General features: G+C 66.1%; 16 protein-coding genes. 3 read left to right on the top strand and 13 right to left on the bottom strand.

Going from position 1 to position 18,327, the window contains the following annotated elements; translation table 11 throughout:
* Positions 1-43 precede the first annotated feature (43 nt).
* The 3 genes from AT699_RS00080 to AT699_RS00070 all read right to left on the bottom strand — a co-directional run bounded on the left by AT699_RS00080 (position 44) and on the right by AT699_RS00070 (position 2,507).
* The gene (locus AT699_RS00080; RefSeq protein ID WP_006389523.1) at positions 44-733 is read right to left on the bottom strand and encodes an amino acid ABC transporter permease; all 690 of its coding nucleotides are present in this window, start codon (positions 731-733) and stop codon (positions 44-46) included.
* 8 nt (positions 734-741) lie between these two features.
* Complete coding sequence (locus tag AT699_RS00075; protein WP_024067312.1) at positions 742-1,494, bottom strand: amino acid ABC transporter permease; 753 nt, start codon at positions 1,492-1,494, stop codon at positions 742-744.
* A gap of 104 nt (positions 1,495-1,598) precedes the next feature.
* Positions 1,599-2,507: an amino acid ABC transporter substrate-binding protein gene (locus AT699_RS00070; protein ID WP_006389525.1), complete on the bottom strand. Its 909-nt coding sequence runs from the start codon at positions 2,505-2,507 to the stop codon at positions 1,599-1,601.
* 171 nt (positions 2,508-2,678) lie between these two features.
* Here AT699_RS00070 and AT699_RS00065 point away from each other — a divergent pair, with 171 nt between their 5' ends.
* A complete protein-coding gene (locus tag AT699_RS00065) occupies positions 2,679-3,611 on the top strand; it encodes a LysR substrate-binding domain-containing protein (protein ID WP_006389526.1) in 933 nt (310 codons plus the stop codon).
* A gap of 74 nt (positions 3,612-3,685) precedes the next feature.
* Here AT699_RS00065 and AT699_RS00060 read toward each other — a convergent pair whose 3' ends face one another.
* The 6 genes from AT699_RS00060 to AT699_RS00035 form a co-directional block, all read right to left on the bottom strand.
* Positions 3,686-4,141: a DoxX family protein gene (locus tag AT699_RS00060; protein ID WP_006389527.1), complete on the bottom strand. Its 456-nt coding sequence runs from the start codon at positions 4,139-4,141 to the stop codon at positions 3,686-3,688.
* A gap of 11 nt (positions 4,142-4,152) precedes the next feature.
* Positions 4,153-6,045 (bottom strand): amidohydrolase, encoded by a 1,893-nt coding sequence (locus AT699_RS00055; protein ID WP_024067311.1) that lies wholly within the window; start codon positions 6,043-6,045, stop codon positions 4,153-4,155.
* A gap of 129 nt (positions 6,046-6,174) precedes the next feature.
* Positions 6,175-6,435, bottom strand: a complete 261-nt coding sequence (locus AT699_RS00050) for a XapX domain-containing protein (RefSeq protein WP_006389529.1) — start codon at positions 6,433-6,435, stop codon at positions 6,175-6,177.
* Between the two features lie 23 nt (positions 6,436-6,458).
* A complete protein-coding gene (locus tag AT699_RS00045) occupies positions 6,459-7,163 on the bottom strand; it encodes a pirin family protein (protein WP_024067310.1) in 705 nt (234 codons plus the stop codon).
* A 39-nt stretch (positions 7,164-7,202) separates the two neighbouring features.
* Complete coding sequence (locus AT699_RS00040) at positions 7,203-8,795, bottom strand: MFS transporter (protein ID WP_006389531.1); 1,593 nt, start codon at positions 8,793-8,795, stop codon at positions 7,203-7,205.
* 115 nt (positions 8,796-8,910) lie between these two features.
* Positions 8,911-9,597 (bottom strand): hydrolase, encoded by a 687-nt coding sequence (locus tag AT699_RS00035; protein ID WP_006389532.1) that lies wholly within the window; start codon positions 9,595-9,597, stop codon positions 8,911-8,913.
* Between the two features lie 315 nt (positions 9,598-9,912).
* Here AT699_RS00035 and AT699_RS00030 point away from each other — a divergent pair, with 315 nt between their 5' ends.
* The gene (locus AT699_RS00030; RefSeq protein WP_024067309.1) at positions 9,913-10,836 is read left to right on the top strand and encodes a LysR family transcriptional regulator; all 924 of its coding nucleotides are present in this window, start codon (positions 9,913-9,915) and stop codon (positions 10,834-10,836) included.
* Positions 10,837-10,887: 51 nt separating this feature from the next.
* Here AT699_RS00030 and AT699_RS00025 read toward each other — a convergent pair whose 3' ends face one another.
* Positions 10,888-11,784: a LysR family transcriptional regulator gene (locus AT699_RS00025; protein WP_024067308.1), complete on the bottom strand. Its 897-nt coding sequence runs from the start codon at positions 11,782-11,784 to the stop codon at positions 10,888-10,890.
* A gap of 179 nt (positions 11,785-11,963) precedes the next feature.
* Here AT699_RS00025 and AT699_RS00020 point away from each other — a divergent pair, with 179 nt between their 5' ends.
* A complete protein-coding gene (locus AT699_RS00020; protein WP_232254249.1) occupies positions 11,964-13,103 on the top strand; it encodes a multidrug effflux MFS transporter in 1,140 nt (379 codons plus the stop codon).
* A gap of 108 nt (positions 13,104-13,211) precedes the next feature.
* Here AT699_RS00020 and gyrB read toward each other — a convergent pair whose 3' ends face one another.
* From gyrB to dnaA, 3 genes are all read right to left on the bottom strand, one after another.
* A complete protein-coding gene (gene gyrB, locus AT699_RS00015) occupies positions 13,212-15,659 on the bottom strand; it encodes a DNA topoisomerase (ATP-hydrolyzing) subunit B (RefSeq protein WP_006389534.1) in 2,448 nt (815 codons plus the stop codon).
* Positions 15,660-15,754: 95 nt separating this feature from the next.
* On the bottom strand, positions 15,755-16,864 hold the full coding sequence (gene dnaN / locus AT699_RS00010; protein WP_024067306.1) for a DNA polymerase III subunit beta: 1,110 nt from the start codon (positions 16,862-16,864) through the stop codon (positions 15,755-15,757).
* 2 nt (positions 16,865-16,866) lie between these two features.
* Positions 16,867-18,327: a chromosomal replication initiator protein DnaA gene (gene dnaA, locus AT699_RS00005; RefSeq protein ID WP_024067305.1), complete on the bottom strand. Its 1,461-nt coding sequence runs from the start codon at positions 18,325-18,327 to the stop codon at positions 16,867-16,869.

Raw genomic sequence — 18,327 nt, 5'->3', positions numbered from 1 at the left:
TCGAAGAGAGTTGCATCGTTGGACCTGTGGATAACCTGGGCGCCTAGCGCAGCACCCGCACGCGCTTTTCCAGCCGTTTGACCAGACGGGATGCCGTGAAACAGATCACGAAATACACCACCGCCACGAAGAGATAGAGTTCCACCAGCCGGCCATCGCGCTGGCCGATCTTGGCGGCCGCGCCCAGGAAGTCGGTCAGCGACAGCACATACACCAGCGAGGTGTCCTGGAACAGGATGATGACCCGCGTCAGCAGCGCCGGCACCATGTTGCGAATTGCCTGCGGCAGGATCACGTAGCGCATGCCCTGCCAGTGGTTCAGGCCCAGCGCCATGCTGGCCGATACCTGGCCGCGCGCGATCGACTGGATGCCGGCGCGCATGATCTCGCAGAAGTACGCGGCCTCGAACAGCGTGAACGTGACCACCGCCGAGTTGAACGCGCCCACCCGCAGCGGCGTGGGCGAACCCACGATCCAGGCGGCGATGTAGGGCACCAGGAAATAGAACCAGAAGATCACCAGCAGCAGCGGCACCGAACGCATCACGTTCACGTAGATGCCCGCCGGCACCGACAGGATCCTGAAGCGCGACAGCCGCATCATGGCCAGCACCGTGCCCAGCGCCAGCCCCATCACCGCCGCCAGCAGCGTCAGGGTCAGCGTGAACGTCATGCCGGTCTGGAACAAGTACGGCAGCGCGCTGCCGATGACGTCGAAATCGAATTTGCCCATGTCGATTCCTAGCGCCCGTTCCTGGCCGCCGCGCCGATCAGGCCGGGGACCGCCACATGGCGTTCAAGCAGGCGCATGCCCAGCACCACGATGCCGTTCAGGATCAGGTAGATCACGGTCGCGGCCGTGAAGGCCTCGAAGATATGGAAGCTGAACTCGGCCATCGAGCGGGTCTGGCCGGTCAGTTCCAGCAGGCCGATGGTCAGCGCCACCGACGAATACTTGATCGTGCCCATGAATTCCGAGGTCAGGGGCGGCAGCACGATGCGATAGGCCTCGGGCAGGATGATGTAGCGGTACACCTGCGTCTCGGTCAGGCCCAGCGCCGTGCCCGCCTGGAACTGGCCGCGCGGCAGCGACTGGATGCCCGCGCGCAGCTGCTCGGCCACCCGCGCCGAGCCATAGAAGCCCAGGCACAGCACCGCCGGCAGGAATTGGCCCCAGGGCTGCGGCATCTGCTTCATCGCCAGGCCCCAGGCGTGCGGCAACAGCTCGGGCAGCACGAAATACCACAGGAACATCTGCACCAGCAGCGGCACATTGCGGAAAATCTCGACATAGGTCGCGCCGATGGCATTGGCCAGGCGCGACGAGGCGGTGCGCATCACGCCCAGGCACGACCCCAGCAACAGCGAAAACACCCATGCCGTCAGGGCCAGCGCCAGGGTCCAGCCCACGCCGATCAGGATCGTCTCCAGGAAGGTATGCACGCCGTCGGGCGACATCTCCAGGAAGATGCTCCAGCTCCAGTTGTAGTTCATGCTTCAGGACCTGTGGACAACGAAAGAAAAAGGCGCCGGCGGGCGGCGCCCTGGATCGCGCGGCCCCGCGGCGGCCCCGTCATGGAGCGCCGCGGCATGCCGGCTTACTCGTAGGCCTTGGGATCGCCGGAGTCGGTTGGATGCGCCAGCGCGCGCTTGAGCGCGTCGCTCATCGGGTACTTCAGGTTGATCTGCTTGGGCGGGATCGGAGAATTGAAGTACTTGTCGTAGATCGCGGCGACGCGGCCACTCTTCATCATGTCGAGCACGGCGTCGTCCACCACCTTCTTGAAGGCCGGGTCGTCCTTGGGCTGCATGATGCCGTAGGGCGCCAGCTCCAGGCCCTTGGTGCCGATCACGAACACGTCCGGGTTCTTGGACGAGGCCACCACGCCATAGGCGATGCCGTCGTCATTGGCCGAACCGGCGGCGCGGCCCGATTCCACCATCAGCAGCGTTTCCGCCGTATCCTTGGTGGGCGCCATGCTGATGCCCAGGTTGCCCTCGGCGTTCAGGCGCGAAATCAGCTTGAAGGTCTGGCCGCCGGCCTGCGCGGCGATGGTCTTGCCACGGAACGACGCCAGGTTGTTGGGATCGACGCCACCGTCCTTGCGCGCCACCAGCACCACCTGCGCCACGAACGTGGTGGGCGCGAACGACACCAGCTTGTGGCGTTCCAGGTTGTTGGTGGTGTTGCCGCACTCCAGGTCGATGGTGCCGTTGGCCAGCAGCGGGATGCGCGTGGCCGACGTGGTCGGGTTGTAGCGCACGTCCAGCTTGGGCAGCTTGAGGGCGGTCTTGATGTGCTGGGCGATTTCCTGGCAGATCTCGACGGTGTAGCCGATCGGCTTCTGGTTGCCGTCCAGGTAGGCGAACGGCACCGAGGTCTCGGGATGGCCGATGGTGATCACGCCGGTATCGCGGATCTTGTCCAGGCGGCTGGGGCCTTCGGCGTGGGCGGCGGCGCTGCCGAACAGGGCGGCGGCGACCGAAATCGCGGCAAGTGCTTTCATCGTATTCCCTTGGCGCCGATCGTGCGGCGCGTGTTTATGTTCACGAACAGCGGTGCCGGATTGCAGGCGGCCCGCCGCGTCCCGCGATGAGCCCCGCGGCTGGCAAAAAGTATCAACTAGCGTTATGGTTTTATCCAGTTCCAATCGGGTATTCCTCTATACGGATTTGATATGGCCATTACACGAATGGGCTTGCGACACATCGAGGCTTTCCGGGCCGTCATGATGACCGGATCCATGACGGCGGCGGCGCGCCGAGTGCATACCTCGCAGCCGCACGTTAGCCGCTTAATCGCGCAATTGGAAGCAATCACCCAGTTTCCCCTGTTCGATCGCAATGGCAGCCGCCTGACCCCCACGCAGGATGGGTCGCGCTTCTTTCAAGAGGTTGAAAAAACCTTCATCGGCCTGGCCGGCCTGGAATCGGCGGCGGCCAGCATCCGCTCGTTCAGTGCCAGCCGCCTGAGCGTGGCGGCCATGCCGCGCCTGGCCGGCGGCCTGCTGGCGCGCATCGTGGCCGCGTTCAAGACCGAATACCCGGACGTCATGGTCTCGATCCATTCCGGCAACGCCAGCGCCGTGCACAACTGGATCAGCTCGGGCTTCTGCGACACCGGCCTGGCCATGCTGTCGGGCGACAGCCCGGGCATCCAGGTCGAGCCGGTGCTGACCATGAACTGCGTGGCGGTGCTGCCCAAGGGCCACCGGCTGACCAAGCTGAAAAAGCTCAAGCCCGCCGACTTTGCCGGCGAACCCTTCATCGCCTTCCCCAGCGCCACGCCGCTGCGCGAAAAGATCGACGCGGTCTTCAAGGCCGCCAAGGTCGAGCGCCAGACGGTGGCCGAGGCCGGCCTGGGTTCATCCGTCTGTGCGCTGGTCGGCGCCGGCCTGGGCGTGGCGCTGATCAATCCGCTGGCCGCGCGCGAGGAATACGAGGCCAACGGCGTCGAGGTCCGCCCCTTCAGCCCGGCGGTGCCGGTCACGGTGGCGCTGCTGTACCCGCCGTACCATACCCGCACCCGGCTGGTGAGCGTGTTCTCGCGCTATGCGCACCAGTTGATGCAGGAGGAAATGGCGGACCTGAAGGCGCGGCCGGGGCGATGAGGGCAGCGGCCCCGTCGCCCGGAAACGACAAGGCCCCGGAATCGGGGCCTTTTTTTGCCTGCGGCGGCCCGCCGTCAGGCGGTCGCGCCGTCCGGGCGCGGCTCGCGCAAATCCAGCCACGCCACCAGCAGCAATCCCCCCGCCAGCCCCAGATGCTCATAGAACGCATTGGCGGCCATGAAGCGCTCCTGCCCGGGCGCCATTTCCCAATAACGCAGCGCAATGCCCGTGGCCACCAGCGTGAAGGCGGCCAGCGCCAGCGCCCCCAGCCAGCGCAACCGCCCCACCAGGATCATGGCGGATGCCAGCAGTTCCAATACGATCACCAACACCGCGAACACCGGCCCCGGCGCCAGCCCAAAATGCGCCATCTCCGCCAGCGCGCCGGGAAAGTCGGTCAGCTTGACCAGCCCGCCCTGTAGATAGGCGGCGCACAGGCCCAGGTAGGCCAGGAACCGCACGGCGGGGGAACCGAACAACGGCCGGGCCAGGCCGGCCAGCCGCTGTTCCCATTGGAAGGTCGCGTTCATGGCCGGCCTCCTCAGACTGCCCAGCAGGAACAACCCAGGGCGCCGAAAAAGCCCTGCAGGTCGGAACTGGGCGCGTTCGAGGCCCAGGCCTTGGCGTGGTCATGCCCATGCAGCCCGCAGCTGCTGGCGCAAGCGCAGGCCGCCATGTTGCGGTAGCCCAGCGAATTGCGGCCGGCGCCGTCGGGATCGCCCCAGGCATAGCCGCCGAACAGGCGCGTGGGCGACCAGTCCGGCATGGCGGGCGGCAGCGGGTTGTCATCGAGCGGCCCGAATTCGCCCGCGCCGTAGACCACGCGGCCGCCGACCACGGTCAGCTCCGACGTCAGGAACGAGATCTCATCCTCGCTGCAACGGAAATAGTCCTTGCTCGGCACGATGAAATCGGCCAACTGGCCCAGCTGGATGCGGCCACGCTTGCCTTCCTCGTTGGCGAACCAGGCCACGTTCTCGGTCCACATGCGCAGCGCGGTCTCGCGGTCCAGGCAGTTGCGCGCCGGATAGAGGCGGGTGCCGCCCACGGTCTTGCCGGTCACCATCCACGACAGTGACACCCACGGGTTGTAGGAGGCGACCCGGGTGGCGTCGGTGCCGGCCGAGACCTTCACGCCGCGATCCAGCATCTTGGCGATGGGGGGCGTGGCCTCGGCCGCGGCCGCGCCGTAGCGCTCGATGAAGTACTCGCCCTGGTAGGCCATGCGGTGCTGCACGGCGATGCCGCCGCCCAGCGCGGCGATGCGGTCGATCGACTTGTCCGAGATCGTCTCCGCATGGTCGAAGAACCAGTTCAGGCCGGTCAGCGGCGTGTCCTGGTTGACCTTCTCGAACACATCCAGCGCGCGCGAAATGGTCTCGTCATAGGTGGCATGCAGCCGCCACGGCCACTTGTTCTGCACCAGCACGCGCACCACTTCCTCCAGCTCGCCTTCCATCTCCGGCGGCATGTCCGGGCGTTCGACGCGGAAGTCCTCGAAGTCGGCGGCCGAGAACACCAGCATTTCGCCGGCGCCGTTGTGGCGGAAGTAGTCGGTGCCCTGCTTGTACTTCACGCTCGAGGTCCACTTGAGGAAGTCTTCCTTCTCCTGCTTGGGTTTCTGCGTGAACAGGTTGTAGGCCAGCCGCACCGTCATCTGGCCTTCGTCGGCCAGCTTCTGGATCACGGCATAGTCGTCAGGGTAGTTCTGGAAACCGCCCCCCGCGTCGATCACGCCGGTCACGCCCAGGCGGTTCAGCTCGCGCATGAAATGGCGCGTGGAATTGACCTGGTAGTCGAACGGCAGTTTGGGGCCCTTGGCCAGCGTGGCGTACAGGATGGTCGCATTCGGCTTGGCCAGCAGCAGCCCGGTCGGGTTGCCCTGCGCGTCGCGGATGATCTCGCCGCCCGGCGGGTTGGGCGTGGTCTTGGTGTACCCCACCGCGCGCAGCGCGGCGCCGTTGAGCAGGGCACGGTCGTACAGGTGCAGCAGGAACACCGGCGTGTCGGGCGCGATGGCGTTGATCTCCTCGATCGTCGGCAGGCGCTTCTCGGCGAACTGGTGCTCGGTGAACCCGCCCACCACCCGCACCCATTGCGGCGCCGGCGTGATGGCGACCTGGCGCTTGAGCATCGCCATGGCGTCGGCCAGCGAGCGCACGCCGTCCCAGCGCAGTTCCATGTTGTAGTTCAGGCCGCCGCGCACCACGTGCGTGTGGTTGTCGAACAGGCCGGGCAGGGCGCCGCGCTGCTTGAGATCGACGCGCCGGGTGGCCGGCCCGGCCAGCGCCATGACCTCGGCGTCGGTGCCGACCGCGACGAAGCGGCCGTCTTTGATCGCCACGGCGCTGGCCAGCGGCTTGGCGCGGTCCAGGGTCGTGATGCGGCCATTGTGGAAAATGATGTCGGGCGTGGTGTTTGAGGCGTTTGACATGGGGGGTTCTCCTTTGGAACGGGCAGGGGCGCATCCGCCCAAGAGGCTGCTCAGTGCAAGCGTGGAGGCAGCACCGATAAGGTCGCGGCGAGTCGGCATGCGATTATCTCCTTTGGTGACGGGAAGGAATCAGCTTTGGTCTTTGTCCTGCGCCTGGCGGCCGGGCAGCTGGCCGAACACGTGGCTGACCGCCTTCTCCTTGTCGCAGGCGGCGGCGAAGGCGGTGCCGTTCAGCAGTTGCTTGCCCACCGGCACGATCTGTTCGCCGACCAGGATGCCGAGCAGGCCGATCAGCGCCACCAGCGGCGGCGCGGGCGAACGCACCTGCAGCAGGCTGTACACCACGCCGACCAGCAGGCCGGCGCCCAGGGAAAGTAGATAGATCTTCATGTGCGTCCTCGTGTGTGATGGGGTCATGCATGGGTATCGGCCAACAACACCTCGGCATCGTCCAGCGCGGTGATGCGCAGGTCGGTTTCGTCCAGGATGGCGGCGCCGTCGCCACTGCCGATCTCGACCTCGTTGACGGTCAGGCGTCCCTTGGACGACACCAGATAGCCACGGCGCCGCCCGCGCGCAAAGCGGTAGGTGGCGGCTTCGCCGGCCTTGAGCGCCACCGCCAGCACGCGCGCGTCGCTGCGGATCGGCAGGGCGTCGTCGTCGCCCTCGATGCCACTGGCCAGCGTGATGAACCGGCCGTTGCAGGCCTCGCGCGCGAACGACTTGCGGCCCCAGCTGGGCGGCACGCCGCGGCGGTCCGGCTCCAGCCAGATCTGGAACACCCGTGCGGGCCCGCCTTCCATATTGAATTCCGCGTGCGTCAAGCCCTTGCCCGCGCTCATGACCTGCACGTCGCCGGCGCGCGTGCGGCCGCGGTTGCCCAGGTCATCCTCGTGCGTCAGCGCGCCTTCGCGCACGCAGGTAATGATTTCCACATCGGTATGCAGCAGCGGCGGAAAGCCCGCGCCCGGCGCGATGGTCTCGTCGTTCCAGGCCCGCAACGCGCCCCAGCGCATGCGCTCGGGATCCTGGTAATTGGCGAACGAGAAATGATGCTTCACGTCGAGCCAGCCGCGGCGGGCATGGCCCAGGGTGGTAAGGGGACGGCGCTCGATCATGGGCAGACTCCAGGTCGGGTTATCGAATCGTCAGTGCGGTCAGCGCTTCAACGCCAGGAAGTGATGCACTTCGGGCTTGTCCGGGCCGATATGGAAGCGCAGCGCCTCGGCCTGCAGGTCGGCGTCGGCATGCGAGACGCGGTGATGCTGGCGCAGATGCTCGGCCCACGACTCCACGAAGAACCACTCCATCACGCGCTCCGGATCGCCGGTATGCTCAACCACGCCCCAGGCGTAGGCGCCGTCGCGCAGCCGCTCCTGCGACAGGCGCTGCATCGCTTCCAGGAAGGCGGGACGATCCTCCTGCCGAACGCGATACTCGACCTGAATCAACACCGGACCGCGGTCATTGGCCACCGGCGCGGACACCAGCGGCTCGGGCCAGTGGTTCGACGCCTGCAGGTCGGCCTCGCCCACCGGCAGCCGCGCCCGGTGGAACAGCAGCGCCACGGCCACCAGGCCGACCGCGCTGACCACCAGCGCATACGGCACGCCGATCTCCCGCGCCACCAGGCCCCAGCCCAGGCTGCCGGCCGCCATCGCGCCGTTGAACACCATCAGGTACACCGCCAGGCCGCGGCCGCGCACCCAGTTCGGCAGGATCGCCTGGGCCACGCCGTTGAACGTCGTCAACGCGGTGATCCAGCCCATGCCCAGCAGCACCAGCATCAGCACCGCCAGCCACTTGGGCGGCGCGAACACCAGCACGCCCATCACCACCGCGCTGACCACCGAGGCCAGCAGCACCAGGCCGTCCGCATTGAGCTTGGCGCCCAGTTTCGGCATGACCAGGGCGCCAACGATGGCCCCTGCGCCCACCGCGCCGAGCAGCACGCCGTAGAAGCCGGAAGAGCCGCCCAGCATCTGCCGCGCCACCAGCGGCAGCAATGCCCAGACCGCGCTGGCGAACAGGAAGAACACGGCGGCGCGCAGCAGCACGCGATGCAGTTCCTTGCTGGCCCGCGTGTAGCGCAGGCCGGCACGGAACGCGCCGAAGAAGTTCTCCGACAGGGCGCTATCGACCTTGGCCGGCCGCTTCCACCACAGCAGGGCCGCGATCACGAACACATAGCTCAAGACGTCCATGCCGTAGGTCACCGCCGCGCCGAAGCTGGCCAGGATCAGGCCGCCCGCCGCCGGGCCGATGGCGCGCGCGATATTGATGCCCAGGGAATTGAGCGCCACCGCGCCCTTGAGGTCCTCGCGCGGCACCAGCTCGGGCACGATCGATTGCCAGGTCGGCCCCATCAGCGCCGCGCCGATGCCGCCGACGAACGTCAGCGCGATCAGGTAGTCCACCGTCAAAGCGCCAAAGTGCGACAACAGCAGCAACGTGCCGCTGACCGACGCCAACAGCAACTGCACGAAAATCAGGAAACGCCGGCGGTCCAGGATGTCCGACAGCACGCCGGCAGGAATCGCCAGCAGGAAGATGGGCAGCGTCGCCGCTGTCTGGATCAGCGCCACCGCCGCCGGACTGGCCGACAGGTCGGTCACCAGCCACGAGCTGGCGACATCGCGCATGAAGCTGCCGACGTTGCCCAGCACGGTGGCCGCCCACAGCACGGCAAAGACGGGTTGGCGCAGCGGCGCGAAGCCGCTGCCCGGAGAACGGGTGTTGTTGTTCGGCATGGAACGCTCCTGGATCGCTCGGGGTCGCCAGGGGCGTTCAGCATGCCGCCTGCCGTGATCGGAAAATGACGGCCGGGCCGGCCGTGGCAGCGCCACCGCCGGCCCGGCACGCGGCTTACTTGGCCGGGTTGGGGCCGATGCGTTCGCCGTGCGTCACGCGCTCGGCCAGCTTGTGCACGTGGGTGACGGCGTAGTCGATGCCCATGCCGTACGCGCCAGAGTGTTCCTTGGCGATGCCGGTCACGGCGTCATAGGTTTCCTGGCGAGCCCAATCGCGCTGCCATTCCAGCATTACTTGCTGCCAGGTCACCGGCACCACGCCGGCCTGGATCATGCGGTCCATCGCGTACTTGTGCGCGTCGGCCGAGGTGCCGCCCGAGGCGTCGGCCACCATGTAGATCTCGTAGTCGCCTTCCAGCATGGCGCACAGGGCGAAGGTGGTGTTGCAGACTTCGGTCCACAGGCCCGCCACCACGATCTTCTTGCGGCCGTTGGCGGCCAGCGCGTCGCGCACGTTCTGGTCGTCCCACGAGTTCATCGAGGTGCGCTCCAGGATCTTGTTCTCGGGGAACACGGCCAACAGTTCGGGGTAGGTGTTGCCCGAGAAGCCATCGGTTTCGACGGTGGTGATGGTGGTCGGGATGTTGAAAGTGCGCGCGGCCTTGGCCAGGCCCACCACGTTGTTCTTGAGCGTCTGGCGGTCGATCGACTGCACGCCAAACGCCATCTGCGGCTGCTGGTCGATGAAGATGATCTGGCTGTTCTGCGGGGTCAGGACTTCGAGGTATTTGTTGGCGGACATGGTGGCTCTCTCTTTCAAGGAATCGTTCAGGGAAATGCGGCTAGGTGAATTCGGGCACTGCGCAAACCGTTCCGGCCTGCCCCGCTGCCGTCGTGTCCGAATGCCGCTTGAGGGGTTTCGTTCACGTCGTCTGTCGGTATGGGCATATTAGGGATCCGCCCTTCGCCTGAGAATCCGCAACGGGGAATTGCATCCTTTCCATTTTTTGCATGATCCCCATGACCCGGTTGTTTCCGGCCCGGCCTTCCCCGGGCGTTCTTGTTCGTCACATAGCCAGCCGCTATCATCGACGCCACTTTCTTTGCGAGAATCATCATGAACAAACTGCCGGATCTGGAAGGCTGGGCGATCTTCGCCAAGGTCGCCGACACGGGCTCGTTCGCCAAGGCGGCGGCCGAACTGTCCCTGTCCCAGGCCACGGTGTCCAAGACCATCACGCGTCTGGAAACCAAGATGAAGACCATGCTGTTCCACCGCACCTCGCGCAGCATGTCCCTGACCGAATCCGGCTACGCGGCGCTCGAGCGCGCCGCCCGCATCCTGGAAGAAGGCGAGGCGGTCGAGGCCGAGGTCACGGAAAAGTCCACCAGCCTGCGCGGCAAGATCCGCCTGGCCGCGCCCATGTCGTTCGGCGTCACGCACCTGGCGCCCATGCTGCCGCCCTTCATGCAGGCCCATCCCGACGTCGACCTGGAGATCGAATTCAACGACAAGCAATCGGACCTGGTGTCCGAACGCTTCGACCTGGCGCTGCGCATCTCCAATCTGGTGGACTCGACGCTGCTGGCGCGGCGCCTGTGTTCGGTGCGCATCCTGCTGGTGGGCGCGCCCGGCTACTTCAAGCGCGCCGGCCGGCCCAAGCACCCGCGCGACCTGGCCCAGCACACCGCGCTGCAATACATGTATGCGCGCAACGGGTCGAGCTGGCGCTTTCGCCACGACAAGCACGGCGAGTTCTCGCAGTCGTTGCCGGTGCAGTTGAACGTCAACAACGCCGAAGCCCTGTCACCCGCGCTGCAGGCCGGCCTGGGCCTGGCGCTGCAACCGGAGTTCCTGGCCTGGGAAGACCTGCAATCGGGCGCGCTGGAAACCGCCATGGACGACTGGCAGGTCGACCCGATCGCGCTGCACATCGTCACGCCGCCGGGGCGCCGGCGGCCGGCGCGGGTGCAGGCGCTGATCGAGTACCTGGCGGAACGGTTGACGGCGGAACCTTGGGCCAACGACGTGCAGGGATAGGCAACGCGCCGCGGCATTGGCGCGAGCAGGCCCGCAGGGGCATGGCAGCGACTACGTAGCCTTGCCCCTGCCCGGCGCGCAATCGGCGAAAGCTGACGTGATTGCCTCCACCACGACACGGACTCTGGCCGTGCGCGCCAGATCTTGGTGCAGCACCAGCCACGCCTCGTAAGGCTTGGCCCGATGGCGTTCCGGCCATAGCCGCACCAGCGCGGAATCACGCCGAGCCACGTACTCAGGTAACTCACCTATGGCCAAGCCGGCGCGCACGAAAGTCGCGAGCATCAGGCTCGAATCCAATTCGGCGACCACGCGCCCCTGCGCTCTTGATTCCCCCGCCAACGTGTCGTCCTGCCGGGCGGTCACCCCCTGCTGGTACAGCGCAATATCGTGATTCGCGAGGCCTTGCCCGGGCTGCGGTTCACCATGTTTCGCCAGATAGCCTCGGGTCGCGTACAAGCCAACTTCCCAGCAGCCGAGTTGGCGAACGATCAAATCCGGCTGCTCCGGCCGCAGGGTACGCACGGCGATGTCCGCCTCCCGCCGCGCCAGATCGAGCAACCGCGTCGTCGTGCTCAGGATCACCCGCAGTTCGGGATGGCTGGCACGCAGGTTTTCGATGGCAGGAACCACAAAGTCCATCGCCAGCGCATCGGTAGTGGTCAAACGCACCTCACCGGCCACGCGCGCATCGGCGCCTTCGCCGCGGCGCTCGAAGGAGACCGCCATGCGTTCCATGTCCTCGGCCATGTGCAGCACGTCCTGGCCGATGTCCGTCAGCGCCAAGCCCCCCGTGGTGCGCAAGAACAGTCGACTGCCCAGCGCCCGCTCCAACCCCGTCAGGCGGCGGCTCACCGTGGTCTGGTCTATGGCCAGCTCCTGCGCCGCCCCGCGCAAGGTGCCGGCGCGCTGAATCGCCAGAAATATCCGCACGTCGTCCCAATTCATCCCGGCCTCGTCGCATGTGTATGCAAATACGCAGCCATGGGCTGCTTTTTTGTGCATTTTCACATGGAAGGCATCTCCGTAGCATGGGAACTCGCCTCTTCTGAACCTTGACGCGCAGCCAGCTCGCCTAGCTGCCGGGAACCACTATGCCTCGCTTATCGTTCATTCTGACCGTCGCCATGCTGAACGCCTTCGGGCTGATCGCGTCGGACGTCTATCTGCCCGCCATGCCAAGCATGGCCAGGGAATTCGGCGTCGCCGACTGGCAGATGCCGCAGACCATCTCGTTCTACCTGCTGGCTCTGGCAATTGCCCAATTGACCTACGGGCCGCTGTCGGATCGCAATGGCCGCAGGCCCGTGCTGCTAGCCGGCATCGGCCTCTACATCGTCGGGTCGGTGGGCTGTGCCCTTTCCGACAGCTACAACGGGTTCCTGGCTTGGCGCATGCTGGAAGCGGTCGGCGCGGCTGCGGGCCTTGTCGTTGGCCGCGCGCTGATCGCTGACACCTGCGACAAGCGCGCCTGCGCCAAGGTCTATGCGGTCATCTACCCTCTGGTGTCGCTGTCGCCTGCGCTGGCGCCGGCCCTAGGCGGGCACCTGGCCGCGGCTTTCGGCTGGCGGGCTGATTTCCTTTTCGTCGTCGCGTTCGGTGTCGTCGCGTTGCTGATGGTGATGACGCTGCTACCGGAAACGCTCCCCGTCGCCGCCCGCACCCGGACCTCTCCCTTTGCGGGCTTCAGCCATGTTCTGCGCGACCGCACTTTTCGCCGCTATACCTTGGTGGTCTGCGCGATCTATTGCGCCTGGTTCGTCTACTTGACCCAATCGCCGTTTCTTTTCGCGCGCCAAGGCTTGAGCGAGGAGCAAAGCGGTTGGCTGTACCTGCCGCTGACGGCCGGCATCATCAGTGCCAACCTGCTGGCCAGGCGGCTGCTCGATCGCTGGCCCTACGATCGCATCCTCGCCGCCGGCATTATGTGCTTCGTGCTTGGCGGAATGGCATTCCTGGCCGTGATGGCATTGGGACTCCATGGCGCGGCCGCGGTAGTGATGCCGATGTGCCTGGTCAGTCTCGCCAATGGCTCGTCACTGTCACTGGCCGTGTCCGGCGCCATCGCCAGCGAGCATGGGCATGCGGCGACCGCGTCCGGACTGGTGGGATTCTGCCAGATCGGCAGCGCCGCACTGGTCGCTATGGGTGTCAGCGCAGCCTTCGGCACCGGCTTTGGCGTGCTCGGCGGCACGGTGCTGGCGCTCGGCCTGATCGCGCTGTCCACCTGCCTGCCACGGCCTGGGCGCCAAACGGAAGTGGCCTGACAGGCTCCCTCGCACGGCCCGATGCGGAAACGCCCGGCAATGCCGGGCGTTTCCATTCATGCTTGCGAGCAGCGAGAATACTTGCAAGGTCAATGAGAACCTGCGCGATCAGACGTCGATGTTCCCCGCCGACAGCGCATGCGCCTCGATGAAGTTGCGGCGCGGCTCTACGTCGTCGCCCATCAGCGTGGTGAAGACCTCGTCGGCCGCGATGGCGTCCTCGATCTGCACGCGCAGCAGGCGGCGCACCTTCGGGTCCATGGTGGTTTCCCACAGCTGGTCCGGGTTCATTTCGCCCAGGCCCTTGTAGCGCTGCTTGGAGATGCCGCGGTCGGCTTCGCTACGCAGCCACTGCATGGCTTCGCGGAAGTCGGACACGGTCTGTTCCTTGCGCTTGTCGCCTTCGCCACGCGCCACCAGCGACTGCGGGCCGACCTTGCCGGAGAAGCTCTTGGCGGCCTTGGACAGGATGGCGTAATCCGAACCGCCAATGAAGTCGGCATCGATGATGCTGACGCGCACGTTGCCGTGGTGCATGCGCTGGATCGACAGGCGATGGCGTTCGGTGGCGGCGTCGAACTCGGGCACCACTTCCACGCCGTTGCCGCTGATCGGATCGCGCATGGCATCGGCCAGGCGCTTGGCCGAATCGGCGGCGGCCTCGGCCGTGTCCAGGTTGATCTCGACGCCCTCGGCCATGGCCGACAGCGCGGCCACGTCGAACACGCGCGACAGGCGCGCGATGACGCCGTCGGCGGCCACGTACTGGCGCGCCAGTTCGTTGAGCTCATCGCCGCGGATGATGTTGCCACCAGCGATGATCTCGGCATCCTTCAGGGCCAGCTGCAGCATGAACTGCGCTTCTTCCTGGTCATCCTTCAGGTAGCGCTCTTCGCGGCCGACCTTGACCTTGTACAGCGGCGGCTGGGCGATGTACACATAACCGCGCTGCACCAGCTCGGGCATCTGGCGGTACAGCAGCGTCAGCAGCAGCGTGCGGATGTGCGCGCCGTCCACGTCCGCGTCGGTCATGATGATCAGGCGGTGGTAGCGCAGCTTGTCGACGTTGAAATCCGGGCCGATGCTGGTGCCCAGCGCGGTGATCAGCGTGGCGATCTGCTCGCTGGCGATAAGGCGGTCAAAGCGCGCCTTCTCGACGTTCAGCACCTTGCCGCGCAGCGGCAGGATGGCCTGGAACTTGCGGTCGCGGCCCTGCTTGGCCGAGCCGCCTGCGGAGTCACCCTCGACGATGTACAGCTCGCACAGCGCCGGGTCCTTCTCCTGGCAGTCGGCCAGCTTGCCGGGCAGGCCGGCGCCTTCCAGCACGCTCTTGCGGCGCGTCATTTCACGCGCCTTGCGGGCGGCTTCGCGCGCGCGGGCGGCTTCGACGATCTTGCCGCACAGCGCCTTGGCGTCGTTCGGATGCTCCAGCAGCCAGGTTTCCAGCGTGCGGGCCACGGCCTCTTCGACCGCGGGACGCACTTCGCTCGAGACCAGCTTGTCCTTGGTCTGGCTGCTGAACTTGGGCTCGGGCACCTTCACCGACAGCACGCAGGCCAGGCCTTCGCGCATGTCGTCGCCGGAGGTCTCGACCTTGGCCTTCTTGGCCAGTTCGTTGTCGGTGATGTACTTGTTGATGATGCGGGTCATCGCCGCGCGCAGGCCGGTCAGGTGCGAGCCGCCGTCGCGCTGCGGGATGTTGTTGGTGAAGCACAGCACGCTTTCGCTGTAGCTGTCGTTCCACTGCATCGCCACTTCCACGCCCACCGGCACGCCGCCGGCGGTGGACTCGGTGGTGACCGAGAACACGTTCGGGTGCAGCACCGTCTTGGCGCGGTTGATGTATTCGACAAAGCCCTTCACGCCGCCGGAGAAGGCGAAGTTCTCTTCCTTGCCCTGGCGCTGGTCGATCAGGCGGATCTTGACGCCGTTGTTCAGGAACGAGAGCTCGCGCAGGCGCTTGGAGAGGATCTCGTAGTGGTATTCGACGTTGGTGAAGATGATCGGGTCGGCCAGGAAGCGCACTTCGGTGCCGCGCTTGTCGGTCGTGCCGGTCACGGCCAGGGGCGCGACGCGCTCGCCCTGGCGGAATTCCATCTGGTGCACTTCGCCGTTGCGGCGGATGGTCAGGCGCAGCCACTCGGACAGCGCGTTCACGCACGACACGCCAACGCCGTGCAGGCCGCCGGACACCTTGTACGAGTTCTGGTCGAACTTGCCGCCGGCGTGCAGTTCGGTCATGACGATTTCCGCCGCGCTGCGGTGGAATTCGTCGTCCTTGTGGATATCCGTGGGAATGCCGCGGCCGTTGTCGGTGACCGAGATCGAGTTGTCGGTGTGGATCGTGACGACGATGTCGTCGCAGTAGCCGGCCAGCGCTTCGTCAATGGCGTTGTCGACGACTTCGAACACCATGTGGTGCAGACCGGTGCCGTCCGATGTGTCGCCGATGTACATGCCGGGGCGCTTGCGCACGGCCTCCAGCCCCTTGAGCATCTTGATCGAGTCGGCGCCGTAGCCGCCGTTCTCGGGAGTGGTGTTCTGCTGATCTGACATGTCTGTATCGATAACGCTTTAAAGAACGGCCTGGCGGCCGGACCGCCGGCGGGCCATCGGGCCCGCGGGCGGCACAAACCCACAGCTGCGCGGACTCAGATCCGCATGGGCATGACGACGTACTTGAACTGGTCGTCTTCGGGCAGGGTGATGAGCGCCGACGCGTTGGCATCGGGCATGACCGACCACTGGATGTTGTCCACCTTGACGTTGGACAGCACGTCGAGCAGGTAGCCGACGTTGAAGCCCACGTCCAGCGGCTCGTGGCCGTAGTCGATGTCGATTTCTTCCTGCGCTTCTTCCTGCTCGGCGTTGGAAGAAGAAATCTTCATCTGGTTCTGCGCCAGTTGCAGGCGCACGCCCTTGAACTTGTCGGTGGTCAGGATGGCGGCGCGCTGCAGGCTGCCCTGCAAGGCTTCGCGGCCCACCAGGAAGTGGCGCGTGTAGTTGGTCGGGATGACGCGGGTGAAGTCGGGGAACTTGCCTTCGACCAGCTTGGACACCAGCTCGACGTCGCCGAAGCGGAAACGGATCTGGCCCGGCGCCACGTCGATCGAGACGGGTTCGTCGGAGTCTTCCAGAAGGCGCTGCATTTCCAGCACGGTCTTGCGCGGCACGATCACTTCGTGGCGCTCGCTGATGCCGTCGGCTTCGGTGGAGCAGTGCGCCAGGCGGTGGCCGTCGGTGGCGACCGCGCGCACGCGGCCCGGTTCGAACACCAGCAGCATGCCGTTCAGGTAGTAGCGGATGTCCTGTTGCGCCATGGCGAAGTGCACCATGTTGAACAGGTGGCGCAGCGTGCGTTGCGGCATGGTCAGCGACACGTCCCACTGCTCGGGCTGGGCCACGGTGGGGAATTCGCTGGCGGCCAGCGTCTGCAGCGCGAAGCGGCTCTTGGCCGACTGCACCGACAGCTTGTTGCTGGCCAGCGCCAGGCGCACGTCGCCGGTGTCCGGCAGGGCTTTCAGGATGTCCAGCAGCTTGCGCGCCGCGACCGTGGTGGACTCGTTGTCGTGACCCACGCCGAAATCGGCGTGCGTGGTGATCTGCACTTCGAGGTCGGTCGCAATGAAGGCGACCTTGTTGCCTTCCTTGCGCATCAGGATGTTCGCCAGGATGGGCAGGGTATGGCGTCTTTCGACGATGCCCGCCACGGTCGACAGCGGTTTCAGCAATGCATCGCGTGTGGTTTGTACGAGTTGCATGGTCATCCTTTTAGAGTTTGTTCCAACACGTGCAGGGTATGGTTGAGCTCCGCTTGCTTGGCGCGGGCGTCGGAAATCTTGCGCACGGCGTGCAGCACGGTGGTGTGGTCACGGCCACCGAACAGATCGCCGATTTCCGGCAGGCTTTTCTGGGTCAGCTCCTTGGCCAGGTACATGGCGACCTGGCGCGGCAAAGCGATATTGGCCGGCCGGCGTTTCGAATACATGTCGGCGACCTTGATCTTGTAGAAATCCGCCACCGTCTTCTGGATGTTCTCGACGGTGATCTGGCCGTTGGACACGGACAGCAGATCCTTCAAGGCTTCCTTGCAGACGTCCACGGTGAGCACGTCGCGGCCGTGGAAGCGGGCGTAGGCCAGCACCTTGCGCAACGCGCCTTCGAGTTCGCGCACGTTGCTGCGCAGGTGCTTGGCGATGAAGAACGCCACTTCCTCGGGCATCGGCACGCCTTCGGACTCGGCCTTGCGCAGCAGGATCGCCACGCGCATCTCGAGTTCGGGCGGCTCGATCGCGACCGTCAGGCCGGAATCGAAGCGCGAGATCAGGCGGCTGTCGATGCCCGACAGTTCCTTCGGATAGGTATCGCTGGTGATGATGATCTGCTTGCGCTGCGCCACCATCGCTTCGAACGCATAGAAGAATTCTTCCTGCGTGCGGTTCTTGCCGGAGAAGAACTGGATATCGTCGATCAGCAGCAGGTCGAGCGAATGGTAGTAGCGCTTGAAGTCATCGAACGCCTTGCGCTGGTACGCCTTGACCACGTCGGACACGTACTGGTCGGCATGCACGTAGCGCACGCGCACCCCGGTGCCCGCCGCCACCATGGCGTTGCCGATGGCGTGGATCAGGTGGGTCTTGCCCAGGCCCACGCCGCCGTACAGGAACAGCGGGTTGTACGACGTGCCCGGGTTCTCGGCCACCTGCAGCGCGGCGGCGCGCGCCAACTGGTTGGCCTTACCCGTCACGAAGTTCTCGAACGTCAGGTCGGTGTTCAGGCGCGAGCGCTCGTACACGATGTTGGCGGCGTCCGCGTTCACGGCCGCGGCCGCCGCGGTGGTCGCGACGGGAGCGGGCGCGGCGGGCTGCGCCGGCATGCCGGGTGGCGGCGCGCCGCCCAGGGGCGCGGCGGCCGAAGGCGCGGTCTGCACGGGCGGCTGCGCGCGCACCGGCGCCACCGGCATGCGCGGGGTGGTGCCTTGCGTGGGCAATTCGAACAAAACCTGTACCGGACGCTCGAACCACTCCGCGGCCAACGCTTCGATCTGGTGGGAGAAGTTCTTGCGCACCCAGTCCAGCTTGAACCGGTTGGGGGCGGCAACGCGCAGCACCGCCTGCGTCTCGTCATACGCAAGCGGGACCAGCGGTCGTATCCACGCGCTGATTTGTTGGGGGGGGAGTTCCTGCTCAAGACGACTGACGCAGGTCTGCCAGAATTCTTTCAT

It is taken from the genome of Achromobacter xylosoxidans (assembly GCF_001457475.1).
Classification (GTDB): domain Bacteria; phylum Pseudomonadota; class Gammaproteobacteria; order Burkholderiales; family Burkholderiaceae_B; genus Achromobacter; species Achromobacter xylosoxidans.
Note: the sequence above shows the minus strand (reverse complement) of the source record. Positions and strands in the feature narration are given on the sequence as shown.